We start from the raw sequence: 22,041 nt of genomic DNA on the forward strand, positions 1-22,041 counted from the left end.
CCGGCGTCCTCGGCCCGATGCTCTTCGGGTGTCCGGCTCGGATCGGGCCGCGTTCGGAGGCTCTCATCGTGTGGTGAGGGTCCCTTTTTCGTTTGCAGGAGCCAATTAGGAGTCAGAGTTCCCGGCCCGATGGTCTTTGGCCCGGTCACCGGCCGGGCGCCGGAGACCGGCTCGATTTCCTGAACCGTGGTTCTGGACCTGTTTGGTCGTCTCGGTCTGATGTCGGGGACCCGTTCGTTGGGCTACCCGGAACCTGTCCGAGTCCGCTCGGTTGTTCCGGGCCCGATACGCAGGGCTGTTCGGTTCTCTCGGGCCTGTCGACTGACTTCGGTGCACATGATCATCTATGGGCACAAGGGATAGGGCGTATGGACTTTCACGAGCTTGCTAGGCTGAGGGGGCCGGGCCATCCCACCGAGGATGGCCTTCGTCGCGCCAGACCACGATAGGGCGGGGCAGCGATAGCGAACGGGGCGCACCCCGCGGCCGGAGACCGCCCGCACAGCGAATCGTCCCATCCATATGAGGAGACGGGACGCGCTCGCCGAGTGAGCAAACGAATGGACCAGAAGTGAACAGTGATAACGGGCGCGACGACGCGGGCCGAGGCCAAGAAGGCGAAAGCCGCGGATCTGGCGGTCAAGGAGGCCAGCGCGGCGACCGCGCAGGTAGCGACAGGGGGCGGCCAGGCGATGGCCCCCGATATGGCGAGCGCCGCGAAGGGAATTCGGGCGGTTCGTATGGGTCTCGCGATCGGGGCGAAAGGCCGCCGTTCAACCGCGACAACCGTGGTGGGGATCGTCCGCCGTTCAACCGCGACAACCGTGGTGGGGATCGTCCGCCGTTCAACCGCGACAACCGCGGTGGTGACCGGCCGGCGTTCAACCGTGATGACCGTCCCAGCGGCGGGCAGAGGCCCCCGTTCAACCGGGACGACCGTTCCGGTGGTGGCCAGAGGTCTTCTGGGCCGCGTTACGGTGACCGTGATCAGTCCCGTAGCCAGTACGGCGGCGGCACCGGCGGTGACAGGCCCAGCGGTGGTGGCCAGAGGCCTCCGTTCAACCGCGACAATCGTGGCGGTGACCGTCCGCCGTTCAACCGTGATCGTCCCAGCGGGGGTGACCGTCCCCCGTTCAACCGGGATAGCCGTGGTGGGGATCGTCCGCCGTTCAACCGGGATAACCGCGGTGGTGACCGGCCGGCGTTCAACCGTGATGACCGTCCCAGCGGCGGTGACCGTCCCCCGTTCAACCGCGACAATCGTGGTGGGGATCGTCCGCCGTTCAACCGTGACAACCGCGGTGGTGACCGGCCGGCGTTCAACCGTGATGACCGTTCCAGTGGTGGCCAGAGGACCCCGTTCAACCGTGATGACCGTTCCAGCGGCGGGCAGAGGCCCCCGTTCAACCGCGATCGTCCCAGCGGGGGTGACCGTCCGCCGTTCAATCGGGATAATCGTGGTGGGGATCGTCCGCCGTTCAACCGGGATAACCGTGGTGGGGATCGTCCCCCGTTCAACCGCGACAATCGCGGGGGTGACCGTCCCCCGTTCAACCGCGACAATCGTGGCGGGGATCGGCCTGCGTTCAATCGCGATCGTCCTAGCGGCGGTGACCGTCCCCCGTTCAATCGCGACAATCGTGGTGGGGATCGTCCCCCGTTCAACCGCGACGACCGTTCCAGTGGTGACCGGCCCGCGTTCAATCGCGACGACCGTTCCAGCGGCGGGCAGAGGCCCCCGTTCAACCGCGATCGTCCCAGCGGGGGTGACCGTCCCCCGTTCAACCGTGACAATCGTGGTGGGGATCGGCCGCCGTTCAACCGTGATCGTCCTAGCGGTGGGGATCGTCCCCCGTTCAACCGGGATAACCGTGGCGGTGACCGTCCCCCGTTCAATCGCGACAATCGTGGTGGGGATCGTCCCCCGTTCAACCGCGACGACCGTCCCGGTGGTGGCCAGAGGTCTTCTGGGCCGCGTTACGGTGACCGTGATCAGTCCCGTAGCCAGTACGGTGGCGCCGGTGGTGACCGGCCGGCGTTCAACCGTGATGACCGTCCCAGCGGCGGGCAGAGGCCCCCGTTCAACCGGGATAACCGTGGTGGGGATCGTCCGCCGTTCAATCGCGACAACCGTGGCGGTGATCGGCCCGCGTTCAACCGCGACGATCGTTCCAGCGGCGGGCAGAGGCCCCCGTTCAACCGTGACGACCGCGGCGGGCGCCCTTTCGGCGACCGCGACGGTGGATTCCGCGGCGAGGGCGATGGTTCTCGCACCCGCTACAGCCGGGACGAACGGCCCAGCAACCGTGATGAGGCCCCGAGCCGAGAGCGTGAGGAGCTGCCTCCTCTCGCCCCGGACATCACCGCGGAGGAGCTCGACAAGGAGATCCGTGACGAGCTGCGTTCCCTGCCGCTCGACCTTGCCGACCTGATCTCCCGTCACCTTGTGGCGGCCGAGCGGGCCCTTGGCGACGGCAATGCGGAAGAGGCGTACGAGCACACCAAGGTAGCCCGTCGCTTCGCGGCCAGGATCGGTGTGATCCGCGAGGCCGTGGGCATCGCCGCCTACCATTCGGGACACTTCGCCGAGGCACTCAGCGATCTGCGCGCTGCCCGCCGTATGACGGGTTCCGACTCGTTCCTCCCGGTCATGGCGGACTGCGAGCGCGGCCTCGGACGTCCTGAGCGCGCCCTCGATCTGGTCCGCTCCAAGGAGGCCGAGCACCTCGACCGCCTGGGCAAGATCGAGCTCGCCATCGTGGAGTCCGGTGCTCGCCGGGACCTCGGGCAGAAGGACGCCGCGGTCATCACCCTCCAGCGCCTGCCCGAGCTGCGTGACACCCGTCCGCAGCCCTGGTCGGCCCGTCTCGCCTTCGCCTACGCCGATGCTCTGGCGGAAGCGGGCCACGAAGGTCCTGCCACCGAGTGGTTCGGTCGTTCGATGGCCTTCGATGAGGACGGCGAGACCGACGCGGCCGAGCGTTATGCGGAGCTGACCGGTACCGTGATCGAGGACCTCGAAGAAGACGAGGACGACGAGAGCGACGAGAGCGACGAGGCCGTCGACGACGAGCTCCCCGGCGAGGATGACGCCGATGAGGGTACGGATATCGATGACGAGACGCACCTCGACGCCGACATCGACGACGTTGCCGTTCTCGACGCGCAGATCGAAGACGATGACGAGCTCGACGACGAGGACTTCGACGAAGACGAGCCCGTCGTCGACAGCACTCCGGAAGACCAGGCTCCCTCCGTCGAGCAGAAGACCGAGGAGAAGCCCGAAAGGGTCGAGGCCGGCGTCGGCCCAGCCTTCATCGAGCCTGACTTCGGCGACATTCTCAGCGATCCCGCCAATATCGACGACGACCTCGATGACGAGGACGACGACGATGATGACGACGAGGACGAGGACCGGAGCAAGGTCGAGAAGAAGTAGTCACGCGTCCGTCTTGGGTGAATGAACCGTTCACCCAAGACGGGCAGCCGGGCCCTCTACGGCTGGACTCGATCCAGCCAGTGCAGGATTCCGGCCACGTTGGACGGGGCGCCGCTGAGCAGCTCAAACTGCTCGGCGGTGGCCTCGTCGGCTTTCATCGCCGCGTAACGCTCTTGTGTGCGTTCCCTGACCATGGCTACCGTGTGGTCCAGGTCCATTCCCTGCGAACGGGCCTGACGGGTCAGGTCGACCCAGATGCGTAGCTCCTCCGCGGAGCGCCCCAGGATCTCCTCCACGTCCGTGACCGGTCCGTAGTGGCTGAAGAGCAGTCGCTGCGGGCCCAGCGCCTCGAACAGGGCGATCGAGTCCAGCGCGGTCTGCAGGTCGAAGTCCGGCGGCGGCGTGGCGGGGCGCAGATCGCCCGTCTGCGGCAGGTAGACCCCGGCGGCGTCGCCGACATAGAGGTCGCCGGTGCCCGAGTCGATCAGTCCCACGTGATGCTTGGCGTGTCCGGGAGAGTAGTAGCTGCTCAGCGTGCGCCCATTGCCGAGATCGATGGCCCCGGTGTCGCCCAGCGCGCGGATTCGTGCGGGTTCGGTGGGGGAGAGTTCGCCGAACAGGGTGTCCAGCTTGTCGCCCCAGACCATCCGGGCGCTGGACATCAACCGGGACGGGTCGGCGAGGTGCCGGGCGCCCTTCTCATGGACCACGATCTCCGCCTCCGGGTAGAACCCGGCGATGTCGCCGACCCCGCCCGCGTGGTCCAGATGGATATGCGTCACAACGACCGTGGCGAGGTCACCCGCACCGACGCCCAGGGCGGTCAGGGCGTCGCGCACCACGGGGGCGGAAGTGGAGGTACCGGTCTCCACCAGGCAGGGGCGGTCTCCGAGAATCAGATAACCCGCCGTGATACCGGAGTATCCGGCCATCCTTGTGTCGATCTCATAGACGTCTCCGCCGAGAGCGGTGATGTTGTCCACAGGCCACCTCAGAACTGGAACCGGCGTCCCCAGAACGGCATTCGGCCATTCCGGCACAGCTCACATCGTAGAGAGTCTTCCTCGATTGGCAGAGATCGAAGGAGGATTCGATGGATCGCAACGAGGTCACCCTGGTGGGCCGCCTGCCTGAAGCGGCGCACCTCAGGTTGCTGCAGAGCGGAAGCACTCTCGGCACCTGGCGATTGATCGTCCGGCGGCAGCCCCGTGGCCGCGGCGGCCGGGTGGACACCATTCCCTGCGTGTCGTTCGAGCCCGAGGTCACTGCGGCCGTGACCGACTGGTTGCCGGATGACATGATCGAAGTGGCGGGTTCGCTGCGTCGCCGCTGGTGGGGGAGCGAGGGTTCCAAAGCGTCCGGCTACGAGGTCGAGGTGAGCTCGGTGAGACGCCTCGAACGCCAGGTCACCCCGGTCCCGACCGGCGATGAGGCCGGCCCGGTTCCAACGCCGGCCCCGCCCAGGCGGGTGAGTTCGCTCCTGCGCACCGGGAGCGCCCTCGCCGAGGGCGACGGAGCGTCCGCGCTCGTCAGTTCGGAGCCGGGCCGTCGCGGCCGGGGATGACGGGCTGGAGTCCGTCTCGCGATGCCTGCGAGCCTCGGCCCCCGGGTGACGAATGTCCATGGCCGCTCAGTCGATGATCGCCAATTCCCGGGTGTTCGGCTGGAGAGTTCACATGGTTTTGAGGATCCACGCGTTCAGGTGGCCCGCGGTTCCCGGGTCTCCGGCTTGAGAGTTCAAGAGGCGTGAGGGGCCAGGTGTTCAGCGGCGGCCCCTCACGCCCTGAGGGCTCAGTCGAAAGTGAACGTGCGCAGGACCAGTCCGGTGCGAGGTTTGGGGCCGAAGGAGGTGGACTTGCGTGGCACCCGTTCCCCGTGAGCCGCGACCAGGAGCACGTCGTCGACCGCCAGGGGGTTCATCAGCACCGCCGTTCCCCCGGACTCCTGCGCCAGCCGTACCGCGGTCTTCGGGTCATGGTGCACGATCCGCACCGCCTGCTCGTCGTCGCGCATTCCCCAGACCTTGGGAAGCAGGAACTCCGCGAGGATCGAGGTGTTCAGCGCGCGCCACCCCGCTGAGCGCTCGGACGGCATGGCGTGCTCGAGCTGGGCCGGATCCGGTTGGGTGAGCAGATGCGCGGAGTCGCCGGCGGACAGCAGGTAGGCCGGTCCTGGGGCCTCCTCCAACGCGATCAGCCCCTCGGCGAGATCCGTGAGATCGTGCACCTGCCACGAGCCCCTGGCCCTGGCCAGCGCCTCTTCGAGGGGTAGCCCGGGGATAACCCGGTGGATGGCCTTGAGGTCCGGCGGATAGGAGCTGGAGTCCACCAGGAGGGCGAGACCGAAATCCCACGGCCCTGGTTCCACGGGGCGGTCAGGCGTAATCTCGGTGCTGTCGCCGTCGGTCGCGGCGTGATGTTCACGCTGAAGGGCGAGGTAGGTGGCGTAGCGGTGGTGGCCGTCCGCGATGAGGGCCTGACGGGGACGGAGGTCGGCATCGAGGGAGGCGAGTTCGCCGGAGTCGGTGATGGCCCACAGCCGGTGCCTGATCCCGTCGCGGGTCTCCGTCTCCATCAGCGGAGGACGAGAGCCGGCGACCTGATCGACGAGGCGGGTGGCGGCGCCGTCCGTGCCGTCGTAGAGCAGGAAGATGGGTTCCAGGTTGGCCTCGGTCGTGCGCATGAGGGCCAGTCGGTCGGCGACCGGCCCCGGCATCACGTTCTCGTGAGGCAGGATGATGCGCAGTTCGGGACCGGCCAGGCCGACGTCGCCGATGAGACCACGTTGCAGGACTCCCGGGCCGGACTGTTCGTAGACGTAAATCGCGGGTGTTTCGTCGGCGGCGAGAACCCCGGAGGAGAGCCATTGATCAAGGGTTTTCCGCGCTTCGGCGTACCGGTGACGGTCGGCGCCGGGAAGGATCAGACGCACCACGTTGTTGGGATGAGCATCGAGCAGAGCTCGCACATCGGCTTCTCCGATGAGGTCGTAAGGCGGGGAAGTCACCTCGGCCAGATCGTTGACCGTGAACCGTACGCCGTGAAACGGGCGTAGCACCAGCCCATCGGGCACCGGCAGTTCAGGATTCGCCATAGGGGGCATGCTGCCATAAAGGCCTGAAACGTCTAGGGGCCACCCCGAAGGTGCGGTGGCGCCTGGTCCGTCAGGGAATCGGTCAGATCTGTCGTCTGTCGATGAAGGAGGCCTCACATAATGGTCCAAGGACGTGGTGGTCCGTCTGATTCCCCCAGCCCTGAGACGGGCGCTCCGGTCGGGGACGTATACGAATGGTTCCAACGAGGGATGAAACTTCTGGCGGAGGGTAGTCCGGCGGCGGCTGCCGCGCTGCTGGAGCGCGCGGTCGAGGCCGAGCCGGAATCGCGGAGCGTCCGTGAGGCGCTGGCCCGTGCCCAGTTCAACTCGCGGCAGTACGCCGACGCCGCCGACAGCTTTCGCCGGATCATCGACGCCAATCCGACCGAGGATTATGCCTATTTCGGGCTCGGCCTCGCCCTGTGGCGGACCGGAGACATGAAGGGGGCCCAGGAGCCCCTGGCCATCGCCGTCGCCATGCGGCCCGACCACCGACATTACGTGTCGGCGCTGAGAAGCGTCCGCGCCACGTTACGCGCCCGGCGGATGTGATCCGGGTGGGTGATGGAATGGGTCAGTGGACATACATGCGCTGATCTACCCGTATGACACCCTTCTCCTCGATCTAGATGGGGTGGTCTATCTCGGGCGCAACGCCGTACCAGGAGCTCCAGAGGCACTGCGCCGGGCGGCGGAGAGCGGTGTACGGCTTGCCTACGTCACCAACAACGCCTCACGCACCCCCGGCGCCATCGCCCAGCACCTGAGCGCGCTCGGCGCCCCGGCGACCCCCGACGACGTGGTCACCTCGGCCCAGGCAGCCGCACGGCTGGTGGCCGAGCGGGTCGAGCCGGGGGCGGCGGTGCTGGTGGTCGGCGGGATGGGGCTGCGCAGCGCTCTGCGTGCTCACGGCCTGCGCCCGGTCAGCACCGCGATGGACGCGCCTGTCGCGGTGGTTCAGGGCATCGCGTCCGATCTTTCGTACGGCCTGCTGGCCGAGGGCACGCTCGCCGTGCGGCAGGGTGCCCTCTTCGTGGCCGCGAACGCGGATCTGACCATGCCGACGGGTCGGGGCGAGCTGCCCGGCAACGGCGCCATGACCAAGGTCATCGCCGCGGCGACCGGTGTGGAGCCGATCGTCGCGGGAAAGCCCGAACCGCCCCTGCACCGCGAGTCGATCCTGCGGACCGGGTCGAAACGACCGCTGGTGATCGGCGATCGGCTCGACACCGACATCGAAGGGGCGACCAACGCGGGAGTGGACAGCCTGCTGGTGCTGACCGGAGTGGCGAGCCCGCTGGACGTGCTGACCGCCGCTCCCCGGCACCGGCCCACCTACGTCTCCGATGATCTTTCGGCTCTGCGGCTGCCGTACCCGCAGGTGCGGCGTGGTGAGAGCGGATGGACCTGTGAGGGGTGGACGGCTCGCTGGGAAGAGGGCCGTCTCCGTCTTGACGGCGGGGGAAAGCCACTCGACGGGCTCCGGGCGGCCGCCGCGGCGACCTGGGAGGCCGCCGGCGACGGGCAGGCGGAGGAGGACGCGGTGAAGGCGGTGCTTGACTCCTCGCTTTCAGAGCGGGCGTTCCTTTAGCTCCTTCAGAGCGGGCGTTCCTTTAGGTAACGGGTATCTCAAGTACACGTTTCACCGTTCGCGGACGAAAACGTGGTCGGCAGAGGCAGAGGCAGAGGCAGCGAAAAGCGAGGAAGACGCGGTCGGCGAGGGGCGTGCACCAGGTCCCGCGCCGACCGCGTGGAGCCTTTAAAGGAGCTTGCGGAGGCGGAGAAGGTCGCCGAAGCTGGCGTCGACCTTGATCCGGCCGCCGAACACGGCCCTCCCCATGTCGAGCTCGCCGTTGACCAGAGAGATCAGGTCGTCGCTGCCGATGGTCAGCTTCACATCGGCCGATTTGCCATCAGGCGAAGGCAGATCGTCGAATGGGCCGAGACCGCCGTGGTGGATGCGGCCGTAGAAGGTGACGCCGAGATCGCTGATGTGGCAGCTGATACTGCGTTCGACCACGTGCTTGGCGCGACTCTCCTGATCAACCTCGTCGTACTGCTCGCCGAGCTTGCGTAGTGCCGCCCGGCACTCGTCGACGGTCGCCATCGCGTGGCACTCCCTTCCGTTCAGGACCGGTCCGAATCCCCTGCATCTACGGACGGTAGCGTTTCACATGGGTAGGACACGTAATCCGGCACGCGGGGGTGTGCCGGAAAGGGGGCGTCTGCCATGGCGTTTGAAGCATTGCGGGGGTATGTGCGAGAGGTTACCGGCCTTACGGAGATGACAACGAACAGGGCACATGCGATAGTTCGCGATTTGCTCACTTCTGGAGAAGCAGGTCTGTCCCAGATGTCCGACCAGGTCGACAAGCTGGCCGGAGAGCTCGTCGCGGTGAGCAAGGCCAATCGGAGGGAGATCGAGGAGATCGTCAAGGCCGAGGTGAGCCGCCTGTTCGGCGTGCTCGATCTGGCTCGTGCCGAGGAGGTCGACCGCCTGCGGAGCCGCGTGGCGGAGCTGGAGGCCAGGCTTGCCGCCGTCGAGGCGACGAGCGCCTCGGGTTCCGATACGGTCAGGGAATCTACGGGCAAGGCGGCTCGCGCGCCGCGTGCCCGTGGGACGACCAAGACAGCGAAGAGCACCTCCGGAGGGGGCGCATGACAGACCTGCCGGAAGAGACAGGCGACGAGCGGGCGGACGCCGCGCTGGGCGGGCTCGCCCAGCTCGGGACTCTGCCCGTGTCGGCGCACGTGGGCGTGTTCGAGGAGGTGTTCACCGGGCTGGAGCAGGCGCTCGCCTCGGTGGACGACACCCCGGACCGGCGCCGGTGAGCCGGCGGATCCGTCTCGACAGCGAGCTTGTGCGCCGGAGGCTGGCCCGATCCAGGGAACAGGCCGCCCAGCTCATCGAGGCCGGTCGGGTCAGTGTCGGCGGTCAGCTGGCGGCGAAGCCCGCGACCCAGGTGGACACGGCCTCGGCGATCGTGGTCTCAGAAGCCGCCGAAGGGCCCGACTACGTGTCGCGGGGAGCGCACAAGCTCCTCGGCGCGCTGAAGGCCTTCGGGCCGCGGGGCCTCACCGTCGCGGGGCGTCGCTGCCTGGACGCCGGAGCCTCGACCGGCGGCTTCACCGACGTGCTGCTGCGCAACGACGCGGCGCACGTGCTCGCCGTCGACGTCGGGCGCGGCCAGCTCGCGTGGTCGCTGCAGACCGACGAGAGGGTCACGGTGATGGATCAGGTCAATGTCAGGAACCTGACCCCTGACATGGTCGGCGAGCCGCCCACACTGATCGTCGGCGACCTCTCCTTCATCTCGCTGCGCCTGGTGCTGCCCGCCCTGGCCGAGTGCGCCGCCGAGCATGCCGACTTCGCGATGCTGGTCAAGCCCCAGTTTGAGGTCGGCAAGAAGCGGGTCGGCGCCGGCGGGGTGGTCCGGGATCCCGAGCTGCGGGCGCAAGCCGTACAGGATGTGGCCGAAGCCGCGCAGACGCTCGGCCTGACCGTGCGGGGTGTCACCGCGAGCCCGCTGCCGGGTCCGGCGGGGAACGTGGAGTACGTCATCTGGCTGGGCAAGGGAGAAGGCGCTCCTCCGGTTGCGGATCTCGCCGCCGAGGTCGAGCGAGCGGTAGCGGAAGGCCCCCAGTAGTTGTGGCTACCAGGAGTGGAATATGACTGCTAAGCGCACGGTGCTGGTCACCGCCCACACCGGGCGGGGGGCGGCCGTCGACAGCGCTCGCATGGTGATCGGCAGGCTTCTGAAGGCGGGGCTGGCCGTCCGGGTTCTGAAGGCCGAGGCCGAGGAGATCGCGTGCGCGGGCGTCGACGTGGTGCCCACGGGGTCGGCGGCGGTCGAGGACACGGAGATGATGATCGTGCTCGGCGGCGACGGGAGCCTCCTGCGGGCCGCCGAGCTCGCCCGTCCGGCCGGGGTGCCGCTGCTGGGCGTCAATCTGGGACACGTCGGCTTCCTGGCCGAGGCCGAGGTGGAGGATCTGGCCGACGCGGTCGACTCCGTGGTCGACGGCCGCTACGACGTCGAGGAGCGGATGACCATCGAGGTCACCGCCCGTCTCAACGGTCAGGTGCTGGCCGACACCTGGGCGCTCAACGAGGCCACCGTGGAGAAGCGTGAGCGGATGCTCGAGGTGGTCGCCGAGATCGACGGGCGGCCGCTGTCGCGCTGGGGATGCGACGGGGTGATCTGCGCCACGCCGACCGGCTCGACCGCGTACGCCTTCTCAGCCGGAGGGCCGGTCGTCTGGCCCGAGGTGGAGGCGCTGCTGCTGGTCCCGATCAGTGCTCACGCGCTGTTCGCCCGGCCGCTGGTGGTCTCCCCCCGCTCCAGGCTCGCGCTGGAGGTTCAGCCGCACACGGCGGGGGCAGTGCTGTGGTGTGACGGTCGCCGCAGGTACGACCTGCCGGCCGGGGCGCGGGTCGAGGTCCGCCGGGCCGAGGTGCCCGTACGGCTGGCGCGGCTGCACGGCCTGGAGGACACCGGAGCGCCGTTCACCGACAGGCTGGTCGCCAAGTTCAACCTTCCGGTCCAGGGATGGCATGGCCGTGTGAGGCAGTAGTGTGTCCGGCGATCCGCGCCTCAAGAGCGTAGGATCGTGCCCGCGCACCGCACTGATGTTCGGTGAATTCGATGTGACGGGAGGGACCAGTGCGACCCAGAGTCGAGGAGGTCCGCATCCAAGGGCTCGGCGTGATCGACGAGGCCGTCCTGGTGCTATCACCGGGATTCACCGTGGTCACGGGTGAAACAGGTGCGGGAAAGACCATGGTGGTGACCGGTCTGGGGCTGCTGTTCGGCGGCCGGGCCGACCCCGCCCGCGTTCGCCCCGGCTCGGACAAGACCACCGTCGAGGGCACACTCCTGGTCGACCCGGCTGGCCGGGTGGCCCAGCAGGTCCAGGATGTGGGCGGTGAGATCGAGAACGGCGAGCTGATCATCTCGCGCACGATCTCCGCCGAGGGGCGCAGCCGCGCCTGGCTGGGCGGGCGTACGGTCCCCGTCGGGACACTCACCTACCTGGCTGAGGATCTTGTCGCCGTGCACGGTCAGATGGACCAGCAGCGGCTGCTCCAGCCCAGTCGCCAGCGTGCGGCCCTCGACCGTTACGCGGGCGAGGAGCTGGTCAAGCCGCTGCGCGCCTACGAGCAGGCCTACAAACGGCACAAGAAGATCGCAGACCAGCTGGCCGAGCTCACGACCAAGGCCAGGGAGCGGGCTCAGGAGGCCGACCAGCTCAGGTTCGGGCTCGGCGAGGTCGAGAAGGCCGACCCCAAGCCGGGTGAGGAGGCCGAGCTCCGCGAGGAGCAGGAGCGGCTCTCTCACGCCGACTCCCTCAGAAACGCGGCGGAGACGGCGCACCGGGCGCTGCTCGGCGATCCGATGTCCGGTGAGCAGGCCATGCAGGACGCCATCGCGCTGGTGGGCGAGGCGCGCACGGCCGTGGAGGCGGTGCGCGAATTCGACCCGACGCTCGGCGGAATCGCCGACCGGCTCGCCGAGGCGGGATACCTGATCTCCGATGTCGCCACCGATCTGGCCGCCTACGCCGAGTCGGTCGAGGCCGATCCGGGCAGGCTCGCGGTGGTGCAGGAGCGTCAGGCCGTGCTCACCCACGTCATCCGCAGATATGGCGAGGACACCGGCGTGGTGCTCGCCTGGGCCGCGAAGGCCGCGCTGCGCATCGCCGAGCTCGAGGGCGACGACGAGCGCATCGGCGAGCTCACCCGTGAGTACGAGGAGCTCACCGTACGGCTCACCGAGCTGGCCGCCGAGCTGACCAGGATCAGGACGGCCGCCGCCGAGCGGTTCGGGCAGGCCGTCACCGAGGAGCTCACGGCGCTGGCCATGCCGCACGCTCGGGTGGTGGTCATCGTGGCCGCCGCCGCCGACTTCGCCGCGCACGGCGTCGACGAGATCGAGCTGCGCATGGCGCCGCATCCCGCCTCGCCCCTCCTGCAGCTGAACAAGGGCGCCTCCGGCGGTGAGCTGAGCCGGGTGATGCTCGCCATCGAGGTGGTGTTCGCCGGGGCGGACCCGGTGCCGACGTTCGTGTTCGACGAGGTCGACGCGGGTGTGGGCGGTAAGGCCGCGGTGGAGATCGGCCGTCGGCTGGCCCGCCTGGCCCGCACCGCCCAGGTGATAGTCGTCACCCACCTGCCCCAGGTCGCGGCCTTCGCCGACCAGCATCTGGTCGTGGAGAAGGCGGATGACGGCAGCGTGGTGCGCAGCGGGGTGATCGCGCTCGACAAGGACAGCCGGGCGCGGGAGCTCTCACGCATGTTCGCCGGCCTTGAGGATTCGGAGCTGGGCCGGGCGCACGCGGAGGAGCTCCTCGCGATCGCGGCCGCCGACAAGGCGTGATTGGCAGGGTGTGACGGTAAGGACTATTTGGGCCGCTCTGGGGGAGCAGGATCGCTGGGGGATCTCGGTGACGAATCTGACACGCCGCCGAGTGCTTGGCTTCCCCGGTCGTTCACTCTGGCAGGATGGTCGTAATGAAGGTGCCGATTGAAGGGCTTCAACGCAAGCTCAACGGTTACCTCCGCCGTAGGAAGGTCACGGACCTTCCCGGGGTGACGGCAGTGGCGAGAATCGATCGGCGGACCAAGGGGCTGACCAAGCGTCTCAGGTCGGGGGAAGTCGCGATTATCGATCACGTTGACGTTGACCGGGTGAGCGCGGAGGCGCTTGTCGCGTGCGGAGTGGCAGGCGTGGTCAACGTCGCCGCGGGTATCAGCGGCCGTTACCCCAACCTGGGCCCGCAGATCATCGTCGACGCCGGGGTGCCGTTCGTCGACAACGCCACCGCCGAGCTGTTCGAGCGGATCAAGGACGGCGACCTGGTCAGAGTGCACGAGGGCGTCATCTACCTCGACGACGAGGCGGTCGGCAAGGGCGACGTGCAGACGGTCGAGTCCATCGAGGCCGCGATGATCGAGGCGCGGGCCGGGCTGACCGTCCAGATCGAGGCGTTCGCCGCGAACACGATGGAATACATCAAACGCGAGCGTGACCTCCTCATCGACGGAGTCGGCGTGCCCGACATCCGGACCGTGATGGAAGGGCGTCACGTCCTCATCGTGGTGCGTGGTTACCACTATAAGGAGGACATCGCCGCCCTTCGCCCTTATATCCGGGAGTACCGCCCGATCATGATCGGGGTGGACGGAGGTGCCGACGCGCTGATGGAGGCCGGTTACATGCCGGACATCATCGTGGGCGACTTCGACTCGGTCTCCACCAAGGTGCTCCTCTCGGGCGCAGAGCTGGTCGTGCACGCCTACCGGGACGGCAGGGCGCCGGGCCTGGAGCGGGTCCAGCAACTAGGCCGCACCGCCGTGCTCTTCCCCGCGATCGGCACCAGCGAGGACATCGCCATGTTGCTCGCCGACGACAAGGGCGCCGATCTGATCGTCGCCGTCGGCACCCACGCGACCCTGGTGGAGTTTCTCGACAAGGGCCGCTCGGGGATGGCCAGCACCTTCCTCACCCGGCTGAGGGTGGGCAGCAAGCTTGTCGACGCCAAGGGCGTCAGCCGGCTCTATCGCAGCCGGATCTCCACTCCGTCCCTGCTCCTGCTCGTCGCCACCACGCTGATCACCATGGGGGTGGCGATCATCGTCTCTCCGGTGGGCAAGATCTGGCTGGACAGTGTCCGCGACGTCTGGAACGGCTTCATCTTCTGGTTGGTCGGACTCTTCTCGTGATCGATTTCCGCTATCACCTCGTCTCCATCGTTGCGATCTTTCTTGCGCTCTCGGTGGGCATCGTGCTGGGCACCACCCTGCTGAAGGAGCCGGCCATAGACGCGGCCGAGACCCTTGCCAACCAGCTGCGCGAGGGAAACACCGCGCTCCGCGACGATTTGCAGGTGTTACAGAAGCGCGGGGCGGCCAATGACGCCCTCATCCTCGCCGACACCCCCAAACTCGTGAAGGACGAGCTCATCGGCAAGCGCGTCGTGATCGTGGAGTCCCCGGGCACCACGGCGACCATGCGCGAGGCCGTGCAGCAGGTGATCCTGGAGGCAGGGGCGACCGTGACCGGCCGGGTCGCCCTGGCCGACAGATACGTCGACGTCAGCCAGTCGGCCTTCGTCGACAAGCTGGCCACCGCGGCCAAGCCCGCAGAGATGATCTTCCCTGTCGCGGGCACGGCGTACGACAAGGCGGCCGCGGTGCTCGCCAGCGCGATTCTGACCAGCGACCCCGCGCAGGTGGGCAAGGAAGATCCGGCCGCCGCCGAGGTCCTTGACGCCTTCCAGCGTGGCGGGCTGCTCACCGTCACCGACAAACCCGCCGAACACGCGGATCTGGCCGTGCTGACCGCTCCGGCCGAGCCGTACGTGGGGGAGACCGCCGCCGAGCAGGCGATCGCGGCCGAGCAGGCGGGTGCGATCGTGGCGATGGCCCTCGGCCTCGACGAGGCCGGTCAGGGGGCCGTGCTGGTCGGTCCGCAGAGCGCCGCCGCGGCCGGTGGGACCATCACCGCACTCCGCGAGGACACCTCCTTCGAGGAGAGGGTCTCCACCGTCGACACCGCCGATATGCCCGCAGGCCGGGTCGTTGTGGTCTACGCTCTGCGGGAGCAACTGTCCGGACTCGCCGGTCAGTACGGCATCGGCCCCGGTGCCTCGGGCGTCGAGCCCAGTGCAACCCCGGCCCCCACGGCCACTACGGCCACCTCCGGAGGATGACCCGATGGCTCGTCGCGCTTTTTTCGGTGCCCTGGCCGGCGCCCTCCTCGGAGCGGCGGCCGCACGTGCCGCGTATACGGCATTCACCCGAAAGCCGCCGGTCGGTGACGTGGAGACCTGGACCCGGACCAACCACCGGGGTGAGCCGATCACCCTGCTCGAAGGTCCGGCCTTCGTCGCTGGCGCCGGTGCGGCCGCCGCGGTGATCCCCGGTCTGCCCGCCAGGGTCCGGGCGGCCGTGCTGCTGGCCGTGGCCGGCAGCGGCGGTCTCGGCGCCTACGACGACCTGTACGGCGCGACGTCGTCCAAGGGTTTCAAGGGACACCTGAGCGCTCTGGCCAAGGGCGAGGTCACCAGCGGCGCGGTGAAGATCCTCGGCATCGGCGTGACGGGCCTGGCCGCCGCCGCCCTCACCTCCCGCGGCCCCGTCGACACCGTGATCAACGGTGCGCTGGTCGCCGGCGGCGCGAACCTGGCCAACCTCTTCGACCTGCGGCCCGGCCGTGCCGTCAAGGTCGGCCTGCTCACCGGTGCGCCCGTGCTCGCGATGGGTCTCTACCGCGACGACCCGGTCTCGGCCGCCCTGGCCGCGCTTCCGATGGGCGCCGCGGCCGCGCTCCTGCCCGAGGATCTCGGGGAGCGGGCGATGCTGGGCGACGCGGGGGCCAACGCGCTGGGCGCGCTTGTCGGCCTGGCGGCCACCATCACCCTGGGCCGCCCCGGACGCCTGGCCGTGCTCGGCACCGTGGTCGCGCTGACCGCCGCCTCGGAGAAAATCAGCTTCACCCGGGTCATCGCCGGTAACCCGGTGCTCAATCGCATCGACATGCTAGGCCGTCGCCCTGTGGAGCAGGCCCCCGTAAAGCGATGATCACCAAGGTCGGGCAGGGGGTCGCGGGGGCGGCACTCCTCATCGGAATCGTGACCATGGTGGCCCGAATTGTCGGATTTAGCCGCTATCTCTTCCAGTCGCAGAATGTCGGCAACCTCTGCCTGAGCACCGCCTACAACACCGCCAACTACGTGCCCAACATCGTCTTCGAGCTGGTGGCGGGCGGTGCGCTGGCCGGGATGGTGGTGCCGGTGCTGGCCTCGGCGGCGTCCCGGGCGGATTCGGATCCCGAGGCCAGGGCCGAGGTCAGCCGGACCACCTCGGCGCTGCTCACCTGGGTGGTGCTCGCCCTGGTGCCGCTGACCCTGCTCATCATGGTGTTCGCCGGGCCGATCGTCGCGCTGCTCGTGGGCGACCCGAACCCGTGCGGCCTGGCCGAGGTCGTCAAGGTCGGTACAGGCATGCTCGTCGTGTTCGCCCCTCGAATGATCTTCTTCGGGCTCGCGGTGGTCCTGTACGGCGTGCTCCAGGCCCACCGGCGTTTCATGGGTCCCGCCCTGGCACCACTGGTCTCCAGCCTGCTCATCATCGTCTCCTACCTGGTGTTCGATCAGATCGGTGACGGCGGGGCCCACGATCTGGCGGATCTCACCACTCCGGGACAGCTGGCGCTCTCGCTCGGCGCCACGATCGCCGCCGCCGCGATGGTGCTCACCGTGATCGGTCCGGTGACCGGGCTCGGCCTGCGCCTGCGGCCCTCACTGTCCTTCCCGCCGGGCGTCGCCGCCCGGGCGCGGGGGCTCGCGACCGCGGGCATCGCCGTACTGATCGCGCAACAACTGGCGTTGATCATCGTGGTCCGCCTGGCCAACGATCTGGGCGGGAAGGGGGCGGTGGGCGTCTACACCTACTCCTGGGCGCTGTACCAGCTTCCCCTCGCGGTGCTCGTGGTGCCGATCGCCACCAGTTCCTTCCCTCTGCTGTCCACCCGGGCCACCGACGGGGACACGGCCGGCTTCGACGGCCTGACCTCCTCCACCACGCGGGTCGTCCTGCTGGTGACGGGACTCGCGGCCGGGGTGATGGCGGCGGTCGCCGGGCCCGTGTCCCGGGTTTTCCTGGAGGGCACGCCCGGCGGAGGGGCAGTGGAGGTGGCGGAGATGGCCAGGGCCGTCACGCTTTTCGCGCCCGGTCTGATCGGATACGCCCTTCTGTTTCACCTCGCTCGGGTCCTGTACGCCTGCGGAAGGGGCCGGTCGGCCGCCGCGGCCTCGGTGATCGGATGGGGGATCGCGCTCGCAGCCCAGGTCCTGCTCACCCACGTCGCGGACCGTCCGTCGGAGGTGGTGGGGCAACTGGCGCTGGGCAGCACGATCGGCATGACAGTGGGCGGCGTGCTGCTGGGTTTCGCCGTGTTCCGGGCCAGGGGGGCGACCGCGCTGTACGGGACGTGGCGCGCCCTGCTCGCCGCCGTGGTCGGTGGCGTCGCAGCCTGGGGAGCCGGGCTGGCCGTGACGACGGTCTTCAGTGAAGTGTCCAAATGGGAGTGCGTGGTGGTCGGGGTAGGCGCGGCGGTGGTCGGCATGGCCGTGTTCGCGGCCGTGGCCGTCCTGATCGACGGACCCGACGCCCGGGTGATGCTGGGGCGGCTGCGGCGGGTGTCCACTTCAGAAGGGAATCGGTCGGATGGCTGACCAGGGATCGCGCGTGGCGTTCGTGCTGGGGACGAGCGCGGGCGGGGTCGGGCGGCACGTGGCCATGCTGGCCGGGGGGCTGGTGCGCGGGGGACATCGCGTGGTCGTGGCCGGACCTCCGAGCACCGAGGAGGCATTCGGGTTCGGCGGTCTCGGGGCCCGGTTCGTGCCCGTGCCGATCTCCGACCGGCCTCATCCACTCAACGACCTGCGGGCGGTGCGAGCACTCAGGGCGTTGCGCGGGGCTCATGCCGTGCATGCCCACGGGCTGAGGGCCGGAGCCCTGGCCGCGCTCGCCCTGACCGGGACCCAGACCGGCCTGGTGGTGACTCTGCACAACGCCGCCACCGCGAGCGGTGCGATCGGCGCGATCTACGGCGTCCTCGAACGGATCGTCGCCCATCAGGCTGACCGGATTCTGGTGGTCTCTCCCGATCTGGGGGAGCGAATGACCGCGCTGGGCGCGAGACACGTCGAGGCCGCCGTCGTCCCCGCGCCCGCGCCGGCCCTGCCGGACCGCGAGCCGCGCGAGATCAGGGAGGAACTCGGCACGGGCGACAGGGCCGTCTTCCTCACGGTGGCCAGGCTTGCCCAGCAGAAGGGCCTGGAGACCCTTCTCGACGCCGCCGCCGCTCTCGCCTCGGGTCGGCCCCCCGGGGAGCTCGCGCGGCGGCTCGTGTTTCTGGTCGCGGGGGAGGGGCCGCTGCGGGAGGCGTTGCAGGGGCGGATCGACGGGGAGAACCTGCCGGTGCGGCTGCTGGGCAACCGGAACGACGTCGAGGATCTGCTCCGGGTGAGCAGGGCCCTGCTGGTGCCCAGCCGCTGGGAAGGGCAGCCGCTCAACGTGCAGGAGGCGCTGCGGGCGGGGACACCGATCATCGCCACCGCGGTGGGCGGGATCCCCGGGATGGTGGGCGACGCCGGGCTGCTGGTGCCGTACGGAGACGTCGGCGCGATGTGCGACGCGATCGGAAGGGTGCTCGCCGACGACGACCTCACCCGAGCCCTGGCCGAGGCGGCCGCCAGGCGGGGCCGAGAGCTACCGGGAGAGGAGAGGGCGCTGGAGGCCGTACTGGCGGTTTACGGCGCTCTGTAGTGGCGGTTCGAAGATTCCAACGTGCTCTCTCGCGAGCGGTATGGCAAGCGGAACAAGGGATTGCGTCGCGGAGTTGGATTAGGCGAGACCATGCCGGACGCCTATACTGGCATAGTTGAGGAGGGGAGTATCCCTTCGTGACAGTCTCGTCATCACGGTGCTGCCTCGCCCCACGAGGCCCCCGGGGCTGTCGGTCCACGCAGATGTCGCGCGGGCGGGAGAGACCTCCGGCAGTCTGTCATGCATTCCGCCGGAGGGTTGTTAATTGTGACTGTTCCTGTCTGGGCATGGTTCGCCGTCATCGGCGGCCTGCTTGTCGTCCTTGCCTTCGACCTCTGGATCGTCGATCGGGGTGAGCCTCGAGAGTTCTCCTTGAAGCAGGCCGGCTTCTGGGTTGGCTTCTACGTTGCGCTCGCCATAATTTTCGGCATCATTCTCTGGGTTTTTGACGGGCCGACTCCAGCGGGTCAGTTTTTCGCCGGTTATCTCACCGAGTACAGCCTGAGCATCGACAACCTCTTCGTCTTCTACATCATCATGACCCGCTTCGCGGTGCCGAAGATCCATCAGCACAAGGTGCTGCTGGTAGGCATCCTGATGGCCCTGGTCATGCGAGGCATCTTCATCGCCATCGGCGCCGCGGCGCTGGCGAACTTCGGCTGGCTGTTCTACGTCTTCGGCCTGTTCCTGATCTACACCGCCGTGCAGCTCGTCCGCCAGCACGGCCGTGACGAGGAAGAGGTCGCGGAGAACGCGGTCCTGCGCTGGGCCCGGCGGGTGCTGCCCCACACCGACGACTACGTGGGTTCCAAGGTCATCGTCAAGGTCAACGGCAGGCGCATGGTGACCCCGCTGCTGATCGTGATGATCGCGATCGGCACCACCGATCTGCTGTTCGCGCTCGACTCGATTCCGGCGATCTTCGGCCTGACCACCGACGCCTTCATCGTCTTCACCGCGAACGCGTTCGCCCTGATGGGCCTGCGTCAGCTCTACTTCCTCCTGGGCGGCCTGCTCCAGCGCCTGGTCTACCTGAGCTACGGTCTTGCGTTCATCCTTGGTTTCATCGGGGTTAAGCTGATTGCGGAGGCGCTGCACACCAGCGGCGTCTCGTGGGCGCCTGAAGTGCCGATCTGGATGTCGCTGTCGGTCATTGGTGTCACCATGGTGATCACCACCGTGGCCAGCCTGATCAAGGCCCGGCGTGACGTACGTGTAAGCAAGGGAAACACCACCCCCGCGAGTGCCAAACAGGGCTAGCGGATTGGCGCGTGAGACGCTTTGCTTGTCTCGTTCCGCCATATAAGGGCTGAGAGATAGGTAGCATCCTGCCCCAGCGCGGGTAGACATACCGGTCTAATGCCGCAAGACATCACAAAGGTTCCCTGTGTCCCACGATTCAGCAAGCCACCAGTCAGGCCGGGTACGGCTGGCACGTGGCGTCTCCCCGTGGTTGCTTCCTACCGCGGCCGCTGCCGCTGTGACATCGCTGCTCAGCCGCCGTGACCGGCGCTGGGCGCTGGCGGCGGTCCCGCTGACCGCGCTTACCGGCGGCATGCTCTGGTTCTTCCGCGACCCCGAGCGCACGCCCGGCACCGGGCGGATCCTGTCGCCCGCGGACGGCGTGGTGCAGAGCATCGACCCATGGCCGGACGGCCGTACGAGGGTGGCCATCTTCATGAGCCCACTCGACGTGCACGTCAACCGCGCACCGCTGGCCGGTACGGTCACCTCGATGAAGCACATGCCCGGGGGGTTCCTGCCCGCCTTCAACAAGGACAGCGACACGAACGAGCGGGTCGTGTGGCATCTGGACACCGCGCTCGGCGACATCGAGCTGGTCCAGATAGCCGGCGCGGTCGCGCGCCGCATCGTGCCGTACGTGACCGTCGGTGCGAAGGTGGGCAGGGCGGAGCGGATTGGGCTCATCAGGCTCGGCTCGCGCGTGGACGTCTACCTTCCCCAGGGGATCGCTCCCGCGGTGTCCGTCGGCGATAAGACCGTTGCGGGGGTGACCGGTCTTGACCACGGCTGACGCCAGCTGGCCGATGGACGAGACCGACGACGAACCCCGGGGACCCGTCGGTAAGGCCTTTCGTCTCTCCGCCGCTGACTCTCTCTCGCTCGGCAACGCTCTCTGCGGATTCCTGGCCGTCTGCATACTCGCCTGGTCGGCCATCAGCTCGCTGCAGGAGGGCAAGGGCTTCGCGGCAGACCCCCGCTTCTTCGGCACCGCCGTGGTGCTGCTGCTGATCGGTGCCATCTGCGACCTGTTCGACGGCCTGGTCGCCCGCAAGTTCCGCGCCTCGGCCATGGGCGCCGAGCTGGACAACCTGGCCGACGTGATCAGCTTCGGCTTCGCGCCCGCCTTCATGGTGGTCATCTGGGCTGGATTCAACCAGCAGATCCCGTTTCTGCTGGTCATGGTCGCGGCGGCGTCGGTGCTGCTGGCCGGGGTCATCCGGCTCGCGCGTTTCGCCTGCGTCAAGACCACGAGCGGCGACTTCATGGGCCTGCCCATCCCGATGGGCGCCATGACCGTGGTCTCCGTCGTATTGCTGTTCCCGCCGTCGATCTGGACCGTGCTGCCGATCTTCGGCGTGGCCTACCTGATGGTGAGCCGGATCGAATATCCCAAGCCCAAGGGCAACCTGGCCGCGGCCGTGCTCGCCTGGATGATGATCAACGTCGCCTGCCTGACGATCTGGGCCGCGGGCCTGGCCGGCGGTGACACTTTGATCAAGGTCGGGGCCATCATGCAGATGACCATCGTGGCCACGATTCCGTTGCGCGTCCTGATGTTCAAGCGGGAGAAGCGCAAGGAGCGTAAGGAATCCGAGAGCATCACCTGATGCCGGACGGGCCGCGTGAGCACACCCGCACCTACTTCCTCGGCAGGCTCGCCCGCGAGCTGGAGCTGAGGGGAATCAGCGTGACGCTCAGGCAGAGCCCGCCGTCGCTGCGGGTCGCCGATCCCGACGCGGCGATGTTCAGCGAGACCGTGGACTGCGTGTCGCTACCCGGGGGCTGGTTCTACCGGTGGTCCTGGGGCGACGTCTTTGAGCGGGTGGAGGATCCGTCCGGCGCGGCGGATCGGATCCTCCGGATGTTCGGCGGCCGGACGCACGGCTGACGCCTCCAGGCGCCGGCCGTGCTCGGAGAAGAGCAGGCCGTA

General features: G+C 68.5%; 22 protein-coding genes. 18 read left to right on the forward strand and 4 right to left on the reverse strand.

Annotated features, from left to right (window positions below; genetic code table 11):
• Positions 1 to 376 precede the first annotated feature (376 nt).
• Positions 377 to 2,572 carry a hypothetical protein gene (locus tag DKM19_RS50620; protein ID WP_204358798.1) on the reverse strand — a complete coding sequence of 732 codons (2,196 nt, stop codon included), beginning with the start codon at positions 2,570 to 2,572 and terminating at the stop codon, positions 377 to 379.
• On the opposite strand from DKM19_RS50620, the gene DKM19_RS14480 reads away from it, so the two are divergent.
• Positions 2,537 to 3,439: a hypothetical protein gene (locus DKM19_RS14480; protein WP_204358799.1), complete on the forward strand. Its 903-nt coding sequence runs from the start codon at positions 2,537 to 2,539 to the stop codon at positions 3,437 to 3,439. The genes DKM19_RS50620 and DKM19_RS14480 overlap by 36 nt on opposite strands.
• Positions 3,440 to 3,495: 56 nt before the next feature.
• On the opposite strand, the gene DKM19_RS14485 is transcribed toward DKM19_RS14480, so the two are convergent.
• Positions 3,496 to 4,422, reverse strand: coding sequence for an MBL fold metallo-hydrolase (locus DKM19_RS14485; RefSeq protein ID WP_110696139.1), 927 nt, complete (start codon positions 4,420 to 4,422; stop codon positions 3,496 to 3,498).
• 110 nt (positions 4,423 to 4,532) lie between these two features.
• Between DKM19_RS14485 and DKM19_RS14490 the strand changes: the two genes are divergently transcribed.
• On the forward strand, positions 4,533 to 5,003 hold the full coding sequence (locus DKM19_RS14490; protein WP_110696140.1) for a single-stranded DNA-binding protein: 471 nt from the start codon (positions 4,533 to 4,535) through the stop codon (positions 5,001 to 5,003).
• A gap of 227 nt (positions 5,004 to 5,230) precedes the next feature.
• Here the strand turns inward: DKM19_RS14490 and DKM19_RS14495 are convergent, their stop codons facing one another.
• Entirely contained in the window at positions 5,231 to 6,532 is a 1,302-nt protein-coding gene (locus DKM19_RS14495) for a DUF1015 family protein (RefSeq protein WP_239514254.1), read from the reverse strand.
• A 120-nt stretch (positions 6,533 to 6,652) separates the two neighbouring features.
• On the opposite strand from DKM19_RS14495, the gene DKM19_RS14500 reads away from it, so the two are divergent.
• Both DKM19_RS14500 and DKM19_RS14505 read left to right on the forward strand, forming a co-directional pair.
• A complete protein-coding gene (locus DKM19_RS14500) occupies positions 6,653 to 7,084 on the forward strand; it encodes a M48 family metallopeptidase (RefSeq protein WP_110696142.1) in 432 nt (143 codons plus the stop codon).
• A 25-nt stretch (positions 7,085 to 7,109) separates the two neighbouring features.
• Positions 7,110 to 8,123, forward strand: a complete 1,014-nt coding sequence (locus tag DKM19_RS14505) for an HAD-IIA family hydrolase (RefSeq protein ID WP_110696143.1) — start codon at positions 7,110 to 7,112, stop codon at positions 8,121 to 8,123.
• Between the two features lie 168 nt (positions 8,124 to 8,291).
• Here the strand turns inward: DKM19_RS14505 and DKM19_RS14510 are convergent, their stop codons facing one another.
• The gene (locus DKM19_RS14510) at positions 8,292 to 8,639 is read right to left on the reverse strand and encodes an SCP2 sterol-binding domain-containing protein (protein ID WP_110696144.1); all 348 of its coding nucleotides are present in this window, start codon (positions 8,637 to 8,639) and stop codon (positions 8,292 to 8,294) included.
• A 246-nt stretch (positions 8,640 to 8,885) separates the two neighbouring features.
• On the opposite strand from DKM19_RS14510, the gene DKM19_RS14515 reads away from it, so the two are divergent.
• The 14 genes from DKM19_RS14515 to DKM19_RS14575 all read left to right on the forward strand — a co-directional run bounded on the left by DKM19_RS14515 (position 8,886) and on the right by DKM19_RS14575 (position 21,999).
• A complete protein-coding gene (locus DKM19_RS14515) occupies positions 8,886 to 9,194 on the forward strand; it encodes an accessory factor UbiK family protein (protein ID WP_110696145.1) in 309 nt (102 codons plus the stop codon).
• Positions 9,191 to 9,364, forward strand: coding sequence for a hypothetical protein (locus tag DKM19_RS50625; protein WP_204358800.1), 174 nt, complete (start codon positions 9,191 to 9,193; stop codon positions 9,362 to 9,364). The genes DKM19_RS14515 and DKM19_RS50625 overlap by 4 nt, the downstream gene beginning before the upstream one ends.
• Positions 9,361 to 10,179, forward strand: a complete 819-nt coding sequence (locus DKM19_RS14520; RefSeq protein WP_110696146.1) for a TlyA family RNA methyltransferase — start codon at positions 9,361 to 9,363, stop codon at positions 10,177 to 10,179. Before DKM19_RS50625 ends, DKM19_RS14520 begins: the two co-directional genes overlap by 4 nt.
• A 22-nt stretch (positions 10,180 to 10,201) precedes the next feature.
• Positions 10,202 to 11,107, forward strand: coding sequence for an NAD kinase (locus tag DKM19_RS14525; RefSeq protein WP_089212715.1), 906 nt, complete (start codon positions 10,202 to 10,204; stop codon positions 11,105 to 11,107).
• A gap of 89 nt (positions 11,108 to 11,196) precedes the next feature.
• Positions 11,197 to 12,909 (forward strand): DNA repair protein RecN, encoded by a 1,713-nt coding sequence (gene recN / locus DKM19_RS14530; protein ID WP_110696147.1) that lies wholly within the window; start codon positions 11,197 to 11,199, stop codon positions 12,907 to 12,909.
• 134 nt (positions 12,910 to 13,043) lie between these two features.
• A complete protein-coding gene (gene steA, locus DKM19_RS14535; RefSeq protein ID WP_110696148.1) occupies positions 13,044 to 14,255 on the forward strand; it encodes a putative cytokinetic ring protein SteA in 1,212 nt (403 codons plus the stop codon).
• On the forward strand, positions 14,252 to 15,244 hold the full coding sequence (locus tag DKM19_RS14540) for a copper transporter (RefSeq protein WP_110696149.1): 993 nt from the start codon (positions 14,252 to 14,254) through the stop codon (positions 15,242 to 15,244). Before steA ends, DKM19_RS14540 begins: the two co-directional genes overlap by 4 nt.
• Positions 15,245 to 15,248: 4 nt before the next feature.
• Positions 15,249 to 16,115, forward strand: a complete 867-nt coding sequence (locus DKM19_RS14545; RefSeq protein ID WP_110696150.1) for a hypothetical protein — start codon at positions 15,249 to 15,251, stop codon at positions 16,113 to 16,115.
• Positions 16,112 to 17,770: a murein biosynthesis integral membrane protein MurJ gene (gene murJ / locus DKM19_RS14550; protein WP_110696151.1), complete on the forward strand. Its 1,659-nt coding sequence runs from the start codon at positions 16,112 to 16,114 to the stop codon at positions 17,768 to 17,770. Before DKM19_RS14545 ends, murJ begins: the two co-directional genes overlap by 4 nt.
• Positions 17,763 to 18,866, forward strand: coding sequence for a glycosyltransferase family 4 protein (locus tag DKM19_RS14555; RefSeq protein WP_110696152.1), 1,104 nt, complete (start codon positions 17,763 to 17,765; stop codon positions 18,864 to 18,866). Before murJ ends, DKM19_RS14555 begins: the two co-directional genes overlap by 8 nt.
• Before the next feature lie 267 nt (positions 18,867 to 19,133).
• Positions 19,134 to 20,126: a TerC family protein gene (locus tag DKM19_RS14560; protein WP_204358801.1), complete on the forward strand. Its 993-nt coding sequence runs from the start codon at positions 19,134 to 19,136 to the stop codon at positions 20,124 to 20,126.
• Between the two features lie 127 nt (positions 20,127 to 20,253).
• Positions 20,254 to 20,901, forward strand: a complete 648-nt coding sequence (locus DKM19_RS14565; RefSeq protein WP_110696154.1) for a phosphatidylserine decarboxylase — start codon at positions 20,254 to 20,256, stop codon at positions 20,899 to 20,901.
• Entirely contained in the window at positions 20,888 to 21,718 is an 831-nt protein-coding gene (gene pssA / locus DKM19_RS14570; protein WP_089212706.1) for a CDP-diacylglycerol--serine O-phosphatidyltransferase, read from the forward strand. The genes DKM19_RS14565 and pssA overlap by 14 nt, the downstream gene beginning before the upstream one ends.
• Positions 21,718 to 21,999, forward strand: coding sequence for a hypothetical protein (locus DKM19_RS14575; protein ID WP_110696155.1), 282 nt, complete (start codon positions 21,718 to 21,720; stop codon positions 21,997 to 21,999). Before pssA ends, DKM19_RS14575 begins: the two co-directional genes overlap by 1 nt.
• Positions 22,000 to 22,041 lie beyond the last annotated feature (42 nt).

The organism is Streptosporangium sp. 'caverna', from assembly GCF_003203775.1.
In the GTDB taxonomy this organism is placed as follows: Bacteria; Actinomycetota; Actinomycetes; order Streptosporangiales; family Streptosporangiaceae; genus Streptosporangium; species Streptosporangium subroseum.

Coding starts and splice junctions, on each gene's coding strand:
- DKM19_RS14500 (WP_110696142.1), top strand. CDS start 6,653: ATGGTCCAAGGACGTGGTGGTCCGTCTGATTCCCCCAGCCCTGAGACG.
- DKM19_RS50625 (WP_204358800.1), top strand. CDS start 9,191: ATGACAGACCTGCCGGAAGAGACAGGCGACGAGCGGGCGGACGCCGCG.
- DKM19_RS14525 (WP_089212715.1), top strand. CDS start 10,202: ATGACTGCTAAGCGCACGGTGCTGGTCACCGCCCACACCGGGCGGGGG.
- murJ (WP_110696151.1), top strand. CDS start 16,112: ATGATCACCAAGGTCGGGCAGGGGGTCGCGGGGGCGGCACTCCTCATC.
- steA (WP_110696148.1), top strand. CDS start 13,044: ATGAAGGTGCCGATTGAAGGGCTTCAACGCAAGCTCAACGGTTACCTC.
- DKM19_RS14515 (WP_110696145.1), top strand. CDS start 8,886: ATGTCCGACCAGGTCGACAAGCTGGCCGGAGAGCTCGTCGCGGTGAGC.
- DKM19_RS14495 (WP_239514254.1), bottom strand. CDS start 6,532: ATGGCGAATCCTGAACTGCCGGTGCCCGATGGGCTGGTGCTACGCCCG.
- DKM19_RS50620 (WP_204358798.1), bottom strand. CDS start 2,572: ATGGTAGGCGGCGATGCCCACGGCCTCGCGGATCACACCGATCCTGGC.
- DKM19_RS14575 (WP_110696155.1), top strand. CDS start 21,718: ATGCCGGACGGGCCGCGTGAGCACACCCGCACCTACTTCCTCGGCAGG.
- DKM19_RS14490 (WP_110696140.1), top strand. CDS start 4,533: ATGGATCGCAACGAGGTCACCCTGGTGGGCCGCCTGCCTGAAGCGGCG.
- DKM19_RS14510 (WP_110696144.1), bottom strand. CDS start 8,639: ATGGCGACCGTCGACGAGTGCCGGGCGGCACTACGCAAGCTCGGCGAG.
- DKM19_RS14545 (WP_110696150.1), top strand. CDS start 15,249: ATGGCTCGTCGCGCTTTTTTCGGTGCCCTGGCCGGCGCCCTCCTCGGA.
- DKM19_RS14555 (WP_110696152.1), top strand. CDS start 17,763: ATGGCTGACCAGGGATCGCGCGTGGCGTTCGTGCTGGGGACGAGCGCG.